Here is a 15808-nt window from a genome sequence, read left to right on the forward strand (position 1 = left end):
CTGGCGGTGCCGGGGGAAACCTATCAGGCGCTTTTGCGGACCGGGGCGGCACCTGCGCGCTTGGCGATAAAGGCAGCGCGACGTGCGCCGCGGGCCCACGGCATGACCGTGTCGGTCTTGGCGGCAGTCTCGACGATGGACTTGATGAAACGCGGGTTCTTTTTCATGGCTCTGTTCCTCTCGGGTCACGCAGGCATCTTTGCTTGATGATCACTATCGCAGGGCAATCGGGCCGGTTTTTGACGGTAAAGGAAAAACTTACGGAAAATCCCGGGCAGAGCGAGGGGCTTTGGGGCGCGCTCGCCACATTTCGAAAGATTTTTTATTTCAAAGGGTTACTGAATTTGTGATCAACAGTGCGCTTAGTTTGCGGCAACTGTTTCGCAACTTTTCAGAGCAATGGGGCGTAAAGCGGACGGGCTTTGCCCCAATCCCGCCCCGTTCAGAGCGTGATCGCCGACAGCAAACGCCCGTAATCTGCTTCTTTGGCGTGGGTCGTGCGGCGATAGGAATAGAATCGCGCCGGATCAGCATAAGTGCAGTGCCGCGTCCATTCCGCATGGCCCACGCCCGCCGCGCGCAGACGGTTCAAGCCAAAGCCCGGCAGATCGAAATGCAGCCGGTCACCTTCACCTTGGGCAAAGTAGCGGGCGAATTCGGGGTCGGCGTTCATGAAGTTGTCGAGAAACTCTGGCCCAACTTCGTATGCACGCTGGCTGATGGAGGGGCCGATCACGGCGGTGATTTTTTCGCGCGTGGCACCTAAATCAACCATCGCGTCGACAGTCGCCTCAAGTATCCCATCAAGCGCGCCGCGCCAGCCTGCGTGGGCTGCGCCCACCACACCAGCTTGCGGATCTGCAAAAAGCACCGGCTGGCAATCTGCGGTCAAGATCGACAGCGCAATCCCCGGCGTCTTGGTCACCAGCGCGTCGGCGCGGGGTTTGTCCTCGCGTGGCTCTGTAACGGTGACGACCGTGGCAGAATGTACCTGATGCACGCCCACCAGATGATCGGCTGGCAGGCCCATCGCCTCGGCCGCGCGGGTGCGGTTAATGCGCACAATTTCGGATTGGTCAGAACTGCCGCTGCCGCAGTTAAGCCCGGAAAAGACTCCCGACGACGCACCGCCGCGCCGGGTGAAAAAACCGTGCCGCAGCGGGGCAAGCGCGTCTGAGGTGAGAATTTCGAGCGTCATATTTCTGTTCCCGGAGGCGGGGTCTGACCCTTTGGGTAGAGCCCCATAACTTTGAACAGGTTTCCCATTTCCGCCGGGTGCGTCAACCGTCGATGTGCAGCAATGTGGCTGTGAAGCGCGTCATCTGTGAGCGCTTCGGCCAATTTCTGCGCCCGGGCCGTGATGCCCAAACGCTCTAGAAAGACACCTTGCGTGACCAGGCGGCTGTATTGACAGGGGCACGCGAGGGCGAGCGCTTCGAAATCGACATGGGCGGTCAGATCGGCGCAGCCGGGGTTGGCCAGCGGATCGGCGGGGGCGTGGTGTTCCATCGCTTGCAACGTGTCACCGAGCGCGCGCCAGTCGCCATAGTCGATGATCAGCGCGGCACCGCCCTGTTGTGCGATGCGATTGCCGATCTCAAGCATAATATCGGCCGCCGGAGCGCAGACCTCGACCAAATCGCCATCCTTCGTATCGTCCAACCGGTGGGCGATAGCTGGATGTGGTGCGACCGGGGCAAGTCCGAAGCAAAGGCCGTTTTCCGCCGCTCCGATGCGCCGCTCGGCCCAGCCTGCGCCTTGGCGGAGGAACTGGCGGATCGGCAGCGCGTCGAAAAATTCGTTGGCAATGAGGAAAAGCGGTACGTCCGGCAATTCCGTCACGGTATCGTGCCAAGTGGCCTCAAACCCCTCTAGGGTCTGGCGTTGCAAGTCGCGCAGGGCAGGGGAGGCTTCGATCAACCTTACCTGTGCTGCAGCCAGAAACCCCGGCACGCGCGCGCAGGCACGCAACACATCGGCCATCAGCGTGCCCCGCCCCGGCCCCAATTCGGCCAGCGTGAAGGGTGCAGGCGCACCTTGATCCAACCAGCATTGCGCCAGCGAGAGGCCAATTAACTCCCCAAACATCTGGCTGATTTCCGGCGCGGTTGTGAAATCCCCCTGCACACCAAAAGGCATGCGCGTCGTGTAATAGCCCCAGTCTGGATGCAGCAGGCAAGACTGCATATAATCGTCCAGCCGCATCGGGCCTTCAAGCGCGATCCGGGCCAGCAGATGGTCCTTCAGGCTCATGCCTGCCGCCGCGCCCGGATGATAAGAAAGAGGCCTACGGCGATCATCGGCAGCGACAGGATTTGCCCCATGGTCAGACCCCAGCCACCGAAATGCCACGCCAGCCCCAGCGGGTTGCCCGGCGTCACGAATTGCGCATCAGGTTGGCGCAGGAACTCTACCGCGAAACGTGCCGCGCCATAGCCTGCAAGGAAGGTGCCGCCAATTAACCCCTGCGTTTTCAACGCACCGCGCTTCCACGCCATCCAGATCAGCACGCCGCCCAGCAGCAGCCCTTCCAGCAGCGCCTCATAAAGCTGCGAGGGGTGGCGCGCGCAGATACCGGCCACGTCCGGGCAGAACTGCGCGGCATCACCGGGAAAGGCGACGCCCCAAGGCAGGTCGGTCGGGCGCCCCCAAAGCTCGGCGTTGATGAAATTCGCCAGCCGGCCCAAAAACAGCCCCGGTGCCAGCCCCAAACAGACCATATCCCCGGTCGAGATGACGGGGATGCGGTGTTTCCATGTATAAAAAAGCCCCGCCAGAATGACCCCAAGCGCCCCGCCGTGGAAAGACATGCCGCCTTCCCACAGTTGCAAAATGGCGGCGGGGTTCGACAGGTAATAGGCCGGCTGATAAAACAGCACATAGCCCAACCGCCCGCCGAGGATCACGCCAAGGATCACCCAAAACAGCAGGTCTTCAACCTGACCGGGCTTCATAACTGGCGTGTCATTCTTCCATAGCGTTGGCCGTTTGATCGCCGCAGTGGCAACACGCCAGCCCAGCAAAATGCCCACGATATAGGCGAGCGCATACCACCGTAGCGCGAAGGTGGCACCAAACAGGTTAACCGAAAAGATTTCCGGCGCGATATCGGGGAAGGGGAGCATGGCTATCATGTCGCTGATTGAGCAAGGCCGCGCGGGGAAGTCAACCTTGCGAGTGAGGGCCTTGCGCCCCATATAGAGGTCAAGCAGACACCTGGAGGCCAGACATGCAGACCCGTAACAAGTTTTTCGACGATGTTTCACAGATGATGACAAATGCGATGGGCGTCGCCCAAGGCGCCAAAGACGAGGCCGAGACTGCCATGAAAGGCATGCTTGACCGTTGGTTGGCCGATCGTGATTTCGTCACCCGCGAAGAATTCGACGCGGTGCGCGCGATGGCGCAAAAGGCCCGCGAAGAGAACGAAGCGCTTAAAACCCGGCTCGACAAGCTGGAAGCCAAGGACTGAGCGCTAAGCGACGCCCCACCAAAAATTGATCTGCTGCCCCTGCGTGGGGCGGTGATCCTTCCGGTAGCCTGAGGCCCAAATCTGGGCCGCGCGCCGCATGCCCCTCCAAATCCTAGACGTTTTCCGCGACTTACCCACAAGTTATTGCGGTTATCCCCTACCTTTTGTGGTTATCCCCAAGAAAAAGGTTGCCAGAGCGGCCTGCTGGAAGCACCATATATTGTATGGGCGAGGTAAACCTACACGCCTATTTGTGCAGGCTTCCATGGCTGGTGGCGCCACGGCCCATCCTATGGAACAGATTGAGAGGTGGCGAAATGGCCCTGTCCGAGCATTACCTTGAAGAAGACATTCACCCCATTGATATCGTAGAAAATCTCGCAGCCCACCATGATTGGGACTTTGACCGAGTTGCGGATGACCAGATCGCCATGGCTGTTGAAGGGCAGTGGCGTACTTATTCCATCACCCTTGCGTGGTCCGCCTATGATGAGACCCTGCGCTTGATTTGCACCTTTGAGATGGAGCCGCCTGCCGAAAAACTGCCGCAGCTTTACGAATTGTTAAACCTCGTCAACGATCAATGCTGGGCCGGGGCGTTCAGCTTCTGGGCCGATCAGCAAATGATGGTCTACCGCTACGGGTTAGTCCTAGCGGGTGGTCAGGTTGCGGGGCCTGAGCAGATCGACACGATGATTGGTGCCGCTGTCATGAGCGCGGAACGCTACTATCCTGCGCTGCAATTGCTGGTCTGGGGCGATCAAACGCCGAAGGCCGCGATGGATGTCGCCATTGCAGAGGCTTACGGCCGGGCGTAACAAAGTCCCCGAACAACTTCGGGGGGATGACGATGAAAGACGGCAGAGTGGCACGTGATGGCCTGGTTTTACTAGGCTGCGGCAAGATGGGGTCGGCCATGTTGGCGGGTTGGCTGGCAAAGGGACTGCCGGCAAGCTCGGTCTGGGTTCGTGACCCGAAGCCGTCAGACTGGTTGCAAGGCACTGGCGTGAACCTTAACGCCGATCTGCCCGCCGCGCCCGCCGTGGTGCTGGTGGCAGTGAAACCGCAGATGATGGCAGATGCGCTGCCGACGCTTCAGGCGATGGGCAATGGCGACACGCTTTTTGTCAGCGTCGCTGCGGGTACCACCATCGGCTATTTTGAAAGCGTCCTTGGCGGCGACACACCCATTGTGCGGGCCATGCCCAATACCCCCGCCGCCATTTCCCAAGGGATCACGGCAATCGTTGGAAATGCCAAGGCGGGCAGCCGGTCACTGGATGAGGCCGAGACCCTGCTAAGCGCCGTGGGCGAAGTCGTCCGCCTGACCGAAGAGGCCCAGATCAACGCAGTCACCGGGGTCAGCGGCTCTGGTCCGGCCTATGTTTTTCATATGATCGAATGCATGGCCGCCGCCGGTGTGGCGCAAGGGTTGCCCGAAGAATTAGCCATGCAGCTGGCCAAAGCGACCGTCGCTGGGGCAGGGGCATTGGCGATGCAGGCCGAAGAGGATCCCGGCCAGCTTCGCGTCAATGTGACCAGTCCAAATGGCACCACCCAAGCCGCGCTTGAGGTTTTGATGGACGAGGCCGAAGGCTTCCCGCCCTTGCTGAAACGCGCCGTTGCCGCCGCCGCAGATAGATCGCGGGAGCTGGCAAATGGCTGAGATTTCCTTTGACGATTTTTTGAAAGTCGACATCCGCGTCGGGACCGTCACCCGGGCCGAACCCTTTCCTGAGGCCCGCAAGCCGGCGATCAAGCTTTGGATCGACTTCGGCGATGAGATCGGCGAGCGTAAAACCTCGGCGCAAATCACCGCCCATTACAGCCCAGAAACGCTGGTGGGGCGGCAGGTTGTGGCCGTGGTGAACTTCCCACCGCGCCAGATTGGGCCATTCATGTCAGAGGTGCTGGTGCTCGGCCTGCCGGACAAAGACGGCGAGATTGTACTGCTTTCACCTGATCAACTGGTGCCACAAGGGGGGCGGATGCATTGAAAAAAGTATTGATTGCCAGACCCTTGCCAGAAGAGGTCACCAGCGCGCTGAAAGGCTGCGACGTGACCGTGCGCGAGGAGACCGCGCCCCTCTCGGCTGATGAAATGCGCGTTGCGCTGCGCGACTATGACGGGGTGATGCCGACCTTGGGAGATGCATTCTCGGCTGAAGTCTTTGCCGATGTGCCCAACCCACGCTGCAAAATCCTCGCCAATTTCGGCGTCGGCTATAATCATATCGACGCGGCTGCGTCCCGGGCTGCGGGGATTGAGGTGACGAACACCCCCGGCGCGGTTACCGATGCGACGGCGGATGTCGCCATGACCCTTATGCTGATGTCCGCACGCCGCGCCGCTGAAGGGGAGCGGCTGGTGCGTTCCGGCGCGTGGGAGGGGTGGCACCCGACCCAGATGCTGGGGCTGCACGTGACAGGCAAAATGGTTGGTCTCGTTGGCATGGGCCGGATCGGGCAAGCGATTGCGCGGCGATGTCACTATGGGTTTGAAATGCAGATCAGCTATTTCAATCGGAGCGCCAAGGACCTGGATTTTCCAGCCACGCGTGTTGAAAGCCTGATAGACCTTGCCACCTCCGTCGATATTCTTGTCATCGCCGTGCCGGGCGGGGGAGAGACGCGGCATTTGATCGATGAGACGGTGCTCAGCGCGATGCAGTCCCATGCTCGGCTGATCAACATCGCTCGCGGCGATGTGGTGCAGGAGGCCGCGCTGATCGAAGCCCTTCGAGCGGGCAAAATCGGCGGTGCTGGTCTGGACGTTTATGAATTCGAGCCAAAGGTCCCGCAGGCGCTGCGTGATTTAGAAAATGTCGTGCTGTTGCCACATCTGGGCACGGCGGCGCATGAAGTCCGTGTCGATATGGGGCTGATGGCAGTGGCCAATCTGCAGGCCTTCATCGACGGAGAGACCCCACCGAACCGGGTTTAGCCATCCCCCACGGCGGCGCGCCAGTGCTTGCGGCAGAGCGAGATATAGGTTTCATTCCCGCCGATCTGCACCTGCGCGCCGTCGCGCATGGCTTGCCCTTCGGCGTCGCGGCGCACGACCATCGTTGCCTTTTTTCCGCAGTGGCAGATGGTGCGCACTTCGCGCATTTCATCGGCCAGCGCCAATAGCGCCGCAGAACCGGGAAAAAGTTCACCGAGGAAATCGACCCGCAGGCCAAAGCACATGATCGGCACACCCAGATCATCCACCGCGCGGGCCAGTTGCCAGACTTGGTCAACCTCGAGAAACTGCGCCTCGTCGACGAAGATACAGGCGCAGGGGCCTTGCTCTAAACGGCTTTCGATCTTGGCCAGAAGGTCTTCGCCGGGGCCGAAAGTGTCGGCTTCTTGGCCGATGCCGATGCGCGAAGCAATGCGCCCTTCGCCCGCGCGGTTGTCGAACTGGGCGGTTAGCAGATAGGGGACCATGCCGCGTTCCACGTAGTTATGCGCCGCTTGTAACAGCACCGTGGATTTACCGGCGTTCATGGTGGAGTAGTTGAAGTAGAGCTTTGCCATGGGCAGGGTGTTACGCCGCCCATGACAGCGGATCAAGCCGCAAACCCCGCCCTCGTGCACAGAAGGCGGCGAGCATGTCGCGGGCTGTTACCCGCGTTTTTTGACGATCACCGAGCCGACAGAATAGCCCGCACCGAAGGAGCAAATCAGACCGGTTTCGCCGTCTTTTAGGTCATCGGAATTTTTCGCAAAGGCAATAATCGACCCGGCGGAGGACGTGTTGGCATAGTCTTGCAGGATATTGGGTTGCTCACCTTGTTCAGGCTCCCGGCCCAGCACCTTGCGGCCGATAAAGTCATTCATCGACTTGTTCGCCTGATGTAGCCAAATGCGCTTCAGGTCAGAGGATTCTAGCCCATTGTCGGCCATATGTCCGCCGATATGGTCGGCCACCATGGGTAACACTTCCTTAAATACTTTGCGCCCATTCTGCATGAACTGCATATCGCGCCGGTCACTCAGCCCATCGGGGCGCGAGCGGCGGAGGAAGCCGTTGTTGTTGCGGATGTTGTTGGAATACTCTGTGGCGCAGCGGGTTGAGATGACGTCAAAACAGGGGCCGTCGGTATCTTCGGCGCGCTCTAGCAATGTGGCGGTGGCGACATCGCCAAAGATAAAGTGGCAATCCCGGTCGCGCCATTCGAGGTGAGCTGAGCAAATCTCAGGGTTCACCACCAGAGCAGAGCGGATGGAGCCGGAGCGGATCATATCTGCCGCGGCCTGGATGCCGAAGGTGGCCGAAGAGCAGGCGACGTTCATGTCAAAGGCGAACCCCTTAACCCCGAGCAGTTCCTGAATTTCAATGGCCACCGCAGGATAGGCGCGTTCCAGATTAGAGGCGGCGCAAATTACGGCATCCACATCGGCGGCGGTTTTGCCAGCAGCGGCAAGCGCTTTCTGGGCCGCGTCAACGGCCATTTCCGCCATCAATGAGGGTTCCTCATCCGCGCGTTGGCGCAGCAGGGGGTGCATGATGTTGGGGTCAAGCACGCCGGATTTGTCCATGACATAGCGCTGCTCAATGCCGCTAGCTTTGAGGATGAATTCCTCAGAAGAATGCGCCTTGGCGTCCACGGTGCCCGCTTCGATCGCCTCGGCATTTTCGGCGTTGTAAAGATCGGCATAGGCATTGAACGCTTCGACCAGTTCCGCATTGGTGATGGTCTGTTGCGGCGTGAAGACGCCCGTGCCGGTGATGGCGGCTTGATACATCGAAGTTATCCCTTTCTCACCAACAGCATGGCTGGTCTACTAAAGCTGAGCAGCCCCAGAAGTTTTGCAAGGGGCCGCCGTCGCGGTTGCTGCACCTTTGGGTGCATACTGCAATGGTGCAGGTTTCGACTTTAACGAAACCACAACAGAGTTGCCACGGGTTTGACATGGCAGGCGTGGGAATGCCGCTACAATCACACAATCTGATATATCTCTATCTTGCGGCATGCCTTGACTATGCAATCCGCAGGGGGCAGTGATCAGATATTAACAACCACTAATTGTTCAAATTTATTCAGAGTTTTGCACTGGCGTCGACGAAACTGGCAATGATTTTACAGGCTATTTGCCGCTGATTTCGCGACGCAAAGCACAAAAACTCCTTACGATTTTAACCTCCGCAGAAGAGGGTGTCATGAGGCATAGAAGTAAATATATGATGCTTATCAGCAGGATAGCGCATTTCCGCAAGGATGAGGGCGGTGGTATGCTGGTCCTTATGCTGATCGTATTCTTTGGGATTACGATCTTTGGCGGGCTCGCCGTAGATTTGGCAAACCACGAGCGGACGCGGACGACCTTTCAGACCCATCTCGATAACGCGGTGCTGGCAGCTGCCAGCCTGTCACAAGACCTCGATGCTGAGGAGGTGGTGCGCAGCTATCTCACATCCGCGGGGCTTGACCCGTCGGAAGTCGAGATTGAGACACGCGAAGAAAAGATCGGCGGTATCTTGGTGGGCCGGACAGTCGAAGCGTCACTTCCTGCCGGGCTTAACACCTATTTCTTCCGCTTTTTCGATATAGACACGCTTGGCATGACGATCAGCTCAGAGGCCACAGAGCGGGTGGAGGATATCGAGATTTCACTCGTGCTCGATGTTTCGGGATCGATGGGGGACATCACCAGCGACCGCAGCGGGATCAAGATGGATTTGCTAAAGAGGGCGGCAGGCGATTTTGTTGAGACGATTTTAAGTGATGCTGAAGAGGGGCGTGTGTCAATTTCAATCGTTCCATATTCGACAAAGGTGAACCCCGGGTCGGCGTTGTTGGGTCAATACACCGTGTCCCAAGAGCATTCATATTCGCATTGCGTTGACTTTGACGCTGATGACTTCACGCATCTTCGCATTGATACAGCCACCGAACTGCAGCGAACCGGGCATTTTCTGATCGGCAGTGAGTCGACTTCAAACCGAACTGCGGGGCAATGGGTGTGCCGGTTTGATTCGGGCTTCGCGGTGACGCCTTTGTCTAGTTCAGTCGCCGAGCTGAAAGCGCAGATTGCTGCGCTGACCCCTCTGGGTTCAACATCAATCGACATGGGTGCGAAATGGGGGTTGGCATTGCTTGATCCCTCCGCCCAAACACCCATCGCTGCCATGATTGCGTCAGGTCAGGTCAACCGCGCATTTCAGGGTCGACCCCATGTTTATGGTGCCGATAATAGCATGAAAGTCTTGGTGCTGATGACCGACGGTGAGAACCGCGAGGAGTATCGCCTAAAGCCAGAATTTGCATCTGGCCAATCGGATTTGACCCGAACGACTTATGGGGGCTACACATACTATTCTGTCGCGTCTTCGGAGAGCAATTACGAGAATGACAGCGATTGGACTTATCCCGAATCTAACTTTTACGCGATACACCCGTTTGGAACCCAGCGAATGTGGAGCAATTACACGCTCGCGAACAATTCCGACTTCAGACAGGCACGAATGTCAACTGAAGTGCGCCTGGACTGGCCTGAAGTCTGGGCCGAAATGTCGCCCTACTACTACGGCTACAACATGTATGGGCGGCGATACAATTCGAGTTGGTACTGGTACCAGCGTGCGACAGATTTCCGAGATTACATTCAATGGACGGTCGACTCGGTGGAAAAAGACCGCCGCCTTCGGCAAATTTGCGGCGTGGCGAATGCTGCGGGGGTCGTCATCTATTCCATCGGCATGGACGTGGACAACACCAATTCGCTGAACCTTCTGAAGGACTGCGCCTCTTCTGAATCCCATTACTTCGATGTTGAAGGGCTGGAGATCCAGACAGCTTTTGACATGATCGCCGCGTCGATCTCAATGTTGAGGCTGACGAAATGAAGGGTTTTCTCAAACATCGTTTTCGCCGATCCGAGGCGGGCGGGGTCACCATTGAGTTCGTCATCCTGCTGCCCTTGGTGCTTTATTTCTTCTTCTTAGCGCTTGAGACCGGCCTGTGGAGCGCGCGTGAAATCACGTTGCGGCGCGCAACGAACTTGGCCGTGCGGGATGTGCGCCTGTCGACCGGCACCACGCCGAGCTATGATGACATGAAGGCGTTGATCTGCGAGCGTTCTGTGTTTGAGGCAGGGTGTCTTGAGGGGATCCGTATTGAGATGCAGGCCAAGCCTGTGGCGGATTGGGCAGACTTTTCAGGGCCAGCCCCCTGTGTCGACCGAGACGAGGATTACGATCCGGCCAACGGCTTTCTACCCGGCCAGCAGAACAACCTGATGATGATGCGGGTCTGCCGCCTTTTCGACCCGCTTTTGCCGGGGACCGGGCTGGGGCGCCGTCTGCCCGAAGGGTCTGACAGTCAGTATGGCGTGCGGGTCACTACTGCCTTCGTGACGGAGCCGCGCGGATGATTGCAAATAGGTTCAAACGCTTCTTGAAGGCAGATGAGGGCAGTCAAACGATCGCCTTTGTCGTTCTATTGCCACTTTTGGTTTGGTCCATCATGGCGATGCTGACCTTTACGGATGCATTTCGCATTCGTGCAATGGCCACGGATGCCACTGCCGTTATCGCCGACAGCCTGTCGCGGGAAACAACGCCAATTGACCTGAACGAGCTGCTTGGGCTTCAATCGGTCGCAGAGCAGTTGATCGGCTATGATGTGTCCCTGCGCATCACCCAAGTTCGCTGTCTCAGCAATTGCGCTGATCTTAACCGTCGGATCATTTTGGTCGATTTCTCGCAAGGGATTGGATTAGACAGTCTGCTGAACTTGGATTTCGCAGCAGGTCTGTCACGTCAGCGCGTGCCGCTGATGGCCGAAGGCGACCGGCTGGTGCTGGTCGAGACGTCGTTCATGCACGAACCGATCGCGCAGATTGGACTAGAGGGCCGGGAAGTCAGCGTATCCCACGCCACGCGAATGCGCTTTGCGCCGCAGCTGTGCTGGCTGAGGTGCATCGTCAGCTAGTTAGCCGTGTGGCACTTTGGGGCGCTTGAAAGGGCACCGATCCTCAGGGCAGCTGAGCGCATCAATGAAGTGGGGCCGCCCAATGGACAGCCCCAATTTCTTAACCTTGCAGGGCCTTCACCCCGATCTCATCTTCGGCCTGCGCCTTGATCGCCAATGCGGCGGCATGTGCGCCTGCGGCGGTGGTGAAGTAGGGGATCTTGTCATAAAGCGCGATGGAGCGGATCGACTTGCTGTCTTCGACAGCCTGCGCGCCTTCCGTGGTGTTCATTACCAGATGTACATCGCCGTTCTTCATCATGTCGGTGATGTCGGGGCGGCCTTCGTAGACCTTATTCACCACATCGCAGGCATGGCCATTCTCAGACAGCCATTCCGCGGTGCCGCGGGTGCCGATGAGGGTAAAGCCTTGGTCCAGCAGGATTTCTGCCGCCTCAAACATGCCTTGGCCCTTGTCGGCATCTTTGACAGACAAGAATGCGCAGCCTTTGCGTGGCAACGGGTTGCCCGCGCCCAACTGCGCCTTAAGGAAAGCGCGGGGGAAATCGCGGTCCCAGCCCATAACCTCGCCGGTAGAGCGCATTTCCGGTCCCAGCAGCGTGTCGACGCCGGGGAAGCGGGCGAAGGGCAGCACGGCCTCTTTGACCGAGAACCACGGCATGTTGGGGTCGGCCAGCGTCATCGGATCGCCCAGCGGCAGGGTGTCCTCATAGGCGGCGGAGGCGTCATAGGGCGCGCGCAGGGGGAAGTTGCTGAGCGGCTCACCAGCCATGATCCGTGCGGCGATGGAGGCGATTGCGCTGTCGGTCGCTTTGGCCACGAAGGGCACGGTGCGCGAGGCGCGGGGGTTGACCTCGATGAGGTAAATCTCGCCGTCTTTGACCGCGAATTGGATGTTCATCAGGCCGACGACGTTGAGCGCCAGCGCAAGTGCGCGGGTTTGCTTTTCAACTTCGGCGATGATTTCGCGCGGGAGGGAGTAGGGCGGCAGGGAGCAGGCGCTGTCGCCGGAGTGGACGCCGGCCTCTTCGATGTGCTGCATAATGCCTGCGACATGGACATCTTTGCCATCGCAGAGGGCGTCGACGTCTAGCTCCACAGCGCCCGAGAGGTAGCTGTCGAGCAGCACAGGGCTGTCGCCCGAGACGACCACGGCGTTGGTGATGTAGCGCTCAAGGCTGGCTTGGTCGCGCACGATCTCCATGGCGCGGCCACCCAGAACGTAGGAGGGGCGGATCACCAGCGGGAAGCCGATTTCCTTGGCGATTTCCATCGCTTCGGCGTCGGAATGGGCGATGCCGTTGTGCGGCTGCTTGAGGCCGAGGTTCAGCACAAGCTGCTGGAAACGCTCGCGGTCTTCGGCAAGGTCGATCATGTCGGGCGTGGTGCCGAGGATCGGGATGCCCGCCTCTTGCAGGCCATTGGCGAGCTTCAGTGGAGTCTGGCCGCCAAACTGGACGATTACGCCGTGCAGCGTGCCGTTTTCCTGCTCAACACGCAGGATTTCCATGACATGCTCAAAGGTCAGCGGCTCGAAGTACAGGCGATCCGAGGTGTCATAGTCGGTCGATACTGTCTCGGGGTTGCAGTTGACCATGATGGTCTCATAGCCCGCGTCGGTCAGCGCGTAGCAGGCGTGGCAGCAGCAGTAGTCAAATTCGATGCCTTGGCCGATGCGGTTGGGGCCACCGCCGAGGATGACGACCTTTTTGCGGTCCGACGGGCGCGCTTCGCATTCGGCTTCGCCCATGAGCGGGGTCTCATAGGTGGAGTACATGTAGGGCGTCTGCGCCTCGAACTCGGCCGCGCAGGTGTCGATGCGTTTGAAGACAGCTTTGACGCCGAGGGCGAGGCGGGCGTCGCGGACTGCGGCTTCGCGTTGGTCGGTCAAAATGGCGAGGCGGGCGTCGGTGAAGCCCATCATTTTGAGGTCGCGGAAGCTGTCGCTGTCTTCCGGCAAGCCATTCGTGCGGACGGCTTCTTCGGCCTCAATAATCTCGCGGATACGGGCGAGGAACCATGGGTCGAACATCGTGTGGGCGTGCAGATCTTCGTCCGCCATTCCGTGGCGCATAGCTTGGGCGATGGTGCGCATGCGGTCGGGGGTCTGGGCGGTGATCGCTTTTATAAGGGCGGCGCTGTTTTCCGGCGCGTCGTTTGGCAGATCGGCGTTGAAGCCGATGATCTTGACTTCGTCGAAGCCAGTAAGACCGGATTCCATCGACGCCAGCGCTTTTTGCAGGCTTTCATGGATGGTGCGGCCAATCGCCATGGCTTCGCCCACAGATTTCATCGCGGTGGTGAGATGAGGCTCGGCGCCGGGGAATTTCTCAAAGGCGAATTTCGGGATCTTGGTGACGACGTAGTCGATGGACGGCTCAAACGATGCGGGCGTGACGCCGGTGATGTCGTTGTCGAGCTCATCCAGCGTGAAGCCCACGGCGAGCTTTGCGGCGATCTTGGCGATGGGGAAGCCGGTCGCCTTGGACGCCAGCGCCGAGGAGCGCGAGACGCGCGGGTTCATTTCGATCACGACCATGCGGCCATCTGCGGGGTTCACGGCCCATTGCACGTTGGAGCCGCCGGTTTCCACGCCGATTTCGCGCAGCACGGCGATGGAGTGGTTGCGCATGATTTGGTATTCTTTGTCCGTCAGCGTCAGGGCCGGAGCCACGGTGATGCTGTCGCCGGTATGCACGCCCATTGGGTCGATGTTCTCAATCGCGCAGACGATGATCGCGTTATCGGCGGTGTCGCGCACCACTTCCATCTCGAACTCTTTCCAGCCGAGCAGGGACTCGTCGACGAGGATCTGCCCCATCGGCGAGGCGTCCATGCCCGAGCGGCAGAAGAATTCATAGTCTTCGCGGTTATAGGCCACGCCACCGCCGGTGCCGCCCATCGTGAACGCAGGGCGGATGATGGCGGGCAGGCCCACGTATTCCAGTGCCTCAAGTGCGAGGTTCACGCCTGCGGCGAGGTCTTTCTTGCCGTCCGCGCGTTTGGGGGCGGTGACGATGGTTGCCTTGGGGTTTTCGATGCCCAGACGGTCCATCGCGTCGCGGAACAGCTTGCGGTCTTCGGCCATCTCAATGGCTTCGCGCTTGGCGCCGATCATCTCAACGCCGAATTTTTCGAGCACGCCCATTTCTTCGAGCGCGAGCGAGGTGTTCAGGCCCGTCTGGCCGCCCATCGTGGGCAGCAGCGCGTCGGGGCGTTCTTTTTCGATGATCTTGGCAACGATCTCAGGCGTGATCGGCTCAATGTAGGTGGCATCGGCGAGGCCCGGATCGGTCATGATCGTGGCGGGGTTGGAGTTAACGAGGATGACGCGGTAGCCTTCCTCTTTCAGTGCCTTACAGGCCTGAGCGCCGGAATAGTCAAACTCGCAGGCTTGTCCGATGACAATCGGCCCCGCACCAATGATCATGATCGACTGGATGTCGGTACGTTTTGGCATGGCGGCCCCCTGTGCTTGAAAATTGTCCTGCCTTATAGGCAAGGCGGCTGTGGCTGCAAGGGGGAATGGCGTTGACGGCCTGAGAACGCGGGGTTGAGCGGTGACTTCTACCCATGGGGTGATGCTCTGGTCCGTCTATGCGGGAGTAGGAGGTACCTAGCTTGGCGTGTCCGCTCTTTCGGTATTCAGGAAGATGCGCAGCGTGGCTTCAAACTCTCGTGGTTTTTCGGCATGCAGCCAATGACCCGCGCCGGGGATCTTGGCAAAGCGCGCCTGCGGGAAGAGTTCCTTGATCGGACCTCGATGTTCGGCGCGGACATAGTCTGATGCGCCGCCGGATAGAAAAAGCGTCGGCCCGTCGAACTGGCCGCCGACACCTTCGGGCCAGCCGATGATCTTGGGCATCTCTGCTTCAAGCGCGTCAAGGTTCAAGCGCCAGCGTTTGCCGGGCACGTCAAGCGATTGGGTGAAAAAGCTTTGCAAGGCGCGCTCTACGCCGGCCTTGGCCAGCTGCGCCTCTGCGTCTGAGCGGCGCTCGATATGGGCCAGATCCACGCTGCGCATGGCGTCGATGAACATTTGCTGTGTGTGGCCATAGGGGACGGGCGCAATATCGGCGACAATCACGCGGCGCAGCAGCTCAGGACGGGTGAGTGCCAGCAGCATCACCGCCTTGCCGCCCATGGAGTGGCCGCAGATGTCCACTGGCCCACCCAGATGTTCGATGACCTCCGCGATGTCTTGGGCCATGTCGGGATAGCTGTGGCTGGCGTGATGCGGGCTGCTGCCGTGGTTGCGCATGTCCACGGTCACAACCCGGCGGTTATCGGAAAGACGTTTGGCAATCACGCCCCAATTGCGGCCAGAGCCATAAAGCCCGTGCACAATGATCAAGCTCGGATGGTCGGCGGCGGTGTCGCCATATTCAGTGTAATTTAACATGCGACTAAATTA

Annotated in this window: 16 protein-coding genes; 8 read left to right on the forward strand and 8 right to left on the reverse strand. The window is 59.4% G+C overall.

From position 1 onward, the window contains the following. Positions 1–23: 23 nt before the first annotated feature. The 4 genes from DSM14862_RS03475 to lgt all read right to left on the reverse strand — a co-directional run bounded on the left by DSM14862_RS03475 (position 24) and on the right by lgt (position 3134). Positions 24–167, reverse strand: a complete 144-nt coding sequence (locus DSM14862_RS03475; protein WP_165481274.1) for a hypothetical protein — start codon at positions 165–167, stop codon at positions 24–26. Positions 168–442: 275 nt separating this feature from the next. Then, entirely contained in the window at positions 443–1198 is a 756-nt protein-coding gene (pgeF, locus tag DSM14862_RS03480) for a peptidoglycan editing factor PgeF (protein WP_007119030.1), read from the reverse strand. Further along, positions 1195–2253 (reverse strand): class I SAM-dependent methyltransferase, encoded by a 1059-nt coding sequence (locus DSM14862_RS03485; protein ID WP_007119031.1) that lies wholly within the window; start codon positions 2251–2253, stop codon positions 1195–1197. The genes pgeF and DSM14862_RS03485 overlap by 4 nt, the downstream gene beginning before the upstream one ends. After that, positions 2250–3134, reverse strand: a complete 885-nt coding sequence (lgt, locus tag DSM14862_RS03490) for a prolipoprotein diacylglyceryl transferase (protein WP_040700860.1) — start codon at positions 3132–3134, stop codon at positions 2250–2252. Before lgt ends, DSM14862_RS03485 begins: the two co-directional genes overlap by 4 nt. Before the next feature lie 95 nt (positions 3135–3229). Between lgt and DSM14862_RS03495 the strand changes: the two genes are divergently transcribed. The 5 genes from DSM14862_RS03495 to DSM14862_RS03515 all read left to right on the forward strand — a co-directional run bounded on the left by DSM14862_RS03495 (position 3230) and on the right by DSM14862_RS03515 (position 6416). After that, complete coding sequence (locus DSM14862_RS03495; RefSeq protein WP_007119033.1) at positions 3230–3472, forward strand: accessory factor UbiK family protein; 243 nt, start codon at positions 3230–3232, stop codon at positions 3470–3472. A 317-nt stretch (positions 3473–3789) separates the two neighbouring features. Then, positions 3790–4290 carry a type III secretion system chaperone family protein gene (locus DSM14862_RS03500; protein ID WP_007119034.1) on the forward strand — a complete coding sequence of 167 codons (501 nt, stop codon included), beginning with the start codon at positions 3790–3792 and terminating at the stop codon, positions 4288–4290. 32 nt (positions 4291–4322) lie between these two features. Further along, on the forward strand, positions 4323–5138 hold the full coding sequence (gene proC, locus DSM14862_RS03505; RefSeq protein ID WP_208855090.1) for a pyrroline-5-carboxylate reductase: 816 nt from the start codon (positions 4323–4325) through the stop codon (positions 5136–5138). Continuing rightward, positions 5131–5469 carry a tRNA-binding protein gene (locus DSM14862_RS03510; protein ID WP_007119036.1) on the forward strand — a complete coding sequence of 113 codons (339 nt, stop codon included), beginning with the start codon at positions 5131–5133 and terminating at the stop codon, positions 5467–5469. Before proC ends, DSM14862_RS03510 begins: the two co-directional genes overlap by 8 nt. Further along, positions 5466–6416: a 2-hydroxyacid dehydrogenase gene (locus DSM14862_RS03515; protein ID WP_007119037.1), complete on the forward strand. Its 951-nt coding sequence runs from the start codon at positions 5466–5468 to the stop codon at positions 6414–6416. Before DSM14862_RS03510 ends, DSM14862_RS03515 begins: the two co-directional genes overlap by 4 nt. On the opposite strand, the gene DSM14862_RS03520 is transcribed toward DSM14862_RS03515, so the two are convergent. Then, positions 6413–6994 carry a thymidine kinase gene (locus DSM14862_RS03520; RefSeq protein ID WP_040700526.1) on the reverse strand — a complete coding sequence of 194 codons (582 nt, stop codon included), beginning with the start codon at positions 6992–6994 and terminating at the stop codon, positions 6413–6415. The two genes, DSM14862_RS03515 and DSM14862_RS03520, sit on opposite strands and share 4 nt — an antisense overlap. Before the next feature lie 87 nt (positions 6995–7081). Continuing rightward, positions 7082–8206, reverse strand: coding sequence for a beta-ketoacyl-ACP synthase III (locus DSM14862_RS03525; RefSeq protein ID WP_007119039.1), 1125 nt, complete (start codon positions 8204–8206; stop codon positions 7082–7084). A 346-nt stretch (positions 8207–8552) separates the two neighbouring features. Between DSM14862_RS03525 and DSM14862_RS03530 the strand changes: the two genes are divergently transcribed. Genes DSM14862_RS03530 through DSM14862_RS03540 form a run of 3 tightly spaced genes read left to right on the forward strand, consistent with a single transcriptional unit; the run spans position 8553 to position 11394 of the window. Beyond that, positions 8553–10307: a TadE/TadG family type IV pilus assembly protein gene (locus tag DSM14862_RS03530; RefSeq protein WP_131541670.1), complete on the forward strand. Its 1755-nt coding sequence runs from the start codon at positions 8553–8555 to the stop codon at positions 10305–10307. Next, on the forward strand, positions 10304–10834 hold the full coding sequence (locus DSM14862_RS03535; protein ID WP_007119041.1) for a TadE/TadG family type IV pilus assembly protein: 531 nt from the start codon (positions 10304–10306) through the stop codon (positions 10832–10834). Before DSM14862_RS03530 ends, DSM14862_RS03535 begins: the two co-directional genes overlap by 4 nt. Then, positions 10831–11394, forward strand: a complete 564-nt coding sequence (locus DSM14862_RS03540) for a TadE/TadG family type IV pilus assembly protein (protein WP_007119042.1) — start codon at positions 10831–10833, stop codon at positions 11392–11394. Before DSM14862_RS03535 ends, DSM14862_RS03540 begins: the two co-directional genes overlap by 4 nt. Positions 11395–11494: 100 nt before the next feature. Here DSM14862_RS03540 and carB read toward each other — a convergent pair whose 3' ends face one another. Continuing rightward, a complete protein-coding gene (gene carB, locus DSM14862_RS03545; RefSeq protein WP_007119043.1) occupies positions 11495–14854 on the reverse strand; it encodes a carbamoyl-phosphate synthase large subunit in 3360 nt (1119 codons plus the stop codon). Positions 14855–15010: 156 nt separating this feature from the next. Continuing rightward, positions 15011–15796, reverse strand: coding sequence for an alpha/beta fold hydrolase (locus tag DSM14862_RS03550; protein WP_007119044.1), 786 nt, complete (start codon positions 15794–15796; stop codon positions 15011–15013). Between the last annotated feature and the right edge of the window lie 12 nt (positions 15797–15808).

Origin of the sequence: Sulfitobacter indolifex (genome assembly GCF_022788655.1) — a bacterium.
Lineage (GTDB): Bacteria > Pseudomonadota > Alphaproteobacteria > Rhodobacterales > Rhodobacteraceae > Sulfitobacter > Sulfitobacter indolifex.

Coding starts and splice junctions, on each gene's coding strand:
- DSM14862_RS03495 (WP_007119033.1), top strand. CDS start 3,230: ATGCAGACCCGTAACAAGTTTTTCGACGATGTTTCACAGATGATGACA.
- DSM14862_RS03535 (WP_007119041.1), top strand. CDS start 10,304: ATGAAGGGTTTTCTCAAACATCGTTTTCGCCGATCCGAGGCGGGCGGG.
- pgeF (WP_007119030.1), bottom strand. CDS start 1,198: ATGACGCTCGAAATTCTCACCTCAGACGCGCTTGCCCCGCTGCGGCAC.
- DSM14862_RS03550 (WP_007119044.1), bottom strand. CDS start 15,796: ATGTTAAATTACACTGAATATGGCGACACCGCCGCCGACCATCCGAGC.
- DSM14862_RS03500 (WP_007119034.1), top strand. CDS start 3,790: ATGGCCCTGTCCGAGCATTACCTTGAAGAAGACATTCACCCCATTGAT.
- DSM14862_RS03520 (WP_040700526.1), bottom strand. CDS start 6,994: ATGGCAAAGCTCTACTTCAACTACTCCACCATGAACGCCGGTAAATCC.
- proC (WP_208855090.1), top strand. CDS start 4,323: ATGAAAGACGGCAGAGTGGCACGTGATGGCCTGGTTTTACTAGGCTGC.
- DSM14862_RS03475 (WP_165481274.1), bottom strand. CDS start 167: ATGAAAAAGAACCCGCGTTTCATCAAGTCCATCGTCGAGACTGCCGCC.
- carB (WP_007119043.1), bottom strand. CDS start 14,854: ATGCCAAAACGTACCGACATCCAGTCGATCATGATCATTGGTGCGGGG.
- lgt (WP_040700860.1), bottom strand. CDS start 3,134: ATGATAGCCATGCTCCCCTTCCCCGATATCGCGCCGGAAATCTTTTCG.
- DSM14862_RS03510 (WP_007119036.1), top strand. CDS start 5,131: ATGGCTGAGATTTCCTTTGACGATTTTTTGAAAGTCGACATCCGCGTC.
- DSM14862_RS03525 (WP_007119039.1), bottom strand. CDS start 8,206: ATGTATCAAGCCGCCATCACCGGCACGGGCGTCTTCACGCCGCAACAG.
- DSM14862_RS03540 (WP_007119042.1), top strand. CDS start 10,831: ATGATTGCAAATAGGTTCAAACGCTTCTTGAAGGCAGATGAGGGCAGT.
- DSM14862_RS03485 (WP_007119031.1), bottom strand. CDS start 2,253: ATGAGCCTGAAGGACCATCTGCTGGCCCGGATCGCGCTTGAAGGCCCG.